The sequence below is a fragment of the Brevibacterium metallidurans genome (assembly GCF_037101285.1).
In the GTDB taxonomy this organism is placed as follows: Bacteria; Actinomycetota; Actinomycetes; order Actinomycetales; family Brevibacteriaceae; genus Brevibacterium; species Brevibacterium metallidurans.
In genome coordinates this window covers 1-505 of record NZ_BAAAAF010000080.1, presented here as the reverse complement: position 1 = coordinate 505, position 505 = coordinate 1, and the positions used below count along the sequence as shown (strand labels likewise).

1 rRNA gene is annotated in these 505 nt (G+C 54.1%); it reads right to left on the bottom strand.

Annotation, left to right across the window (positions count from 1 at the left end):
- Window positions 1-505: ribosomal RNA gene (locus AACX88_RS17620) — 23S ribosomal RNA — on the bottom strand; the annotation flags it as partial.

The window sequence follows — 505 nt, the reverse complement described above, 5'->3', positions numbered from 1 at the left end:
CCTTTTATCCGTTGAGCGATGGCCCTTCCATTCAGAACCACCGGATCACTATGACCTGCTTTCGCACCTGCTCGCGCCGTCACGCTCGCAGTCAAGCTAGCTTATGCCATTGCACTAACCTCCTGATGTCCGACCAGGATTAGCTAACCTTCGTGCTCCTCCGTTACTCTTTGGGAGGAGACCGCCCCAGTCAAACTACCCACCAGACACTGTCCCCACGCCGGATTACGGCGCCAGGTTAGAACATCAAACATTAAAGGGTGGTATTTCAAGGTCGGCTCCACGCAGACTGGCGTCCACGCTTCAAAGCCTCCCACCTATCCTACACATCAAGGCTCAATGTTCAGTGTCAAGCTATAGTAAAGGTTCACGGGGTCTTTCCGTCTTGCCGCGGGTACACTGCATCTTCACAGCGAGTTCAATTTCACTGAGTCTCGGGTGGAGACAGCCTGGCCATCGTTACGCCATTCGTGCAGGTCGGAACTTACCCGACAAGGAATTTCGC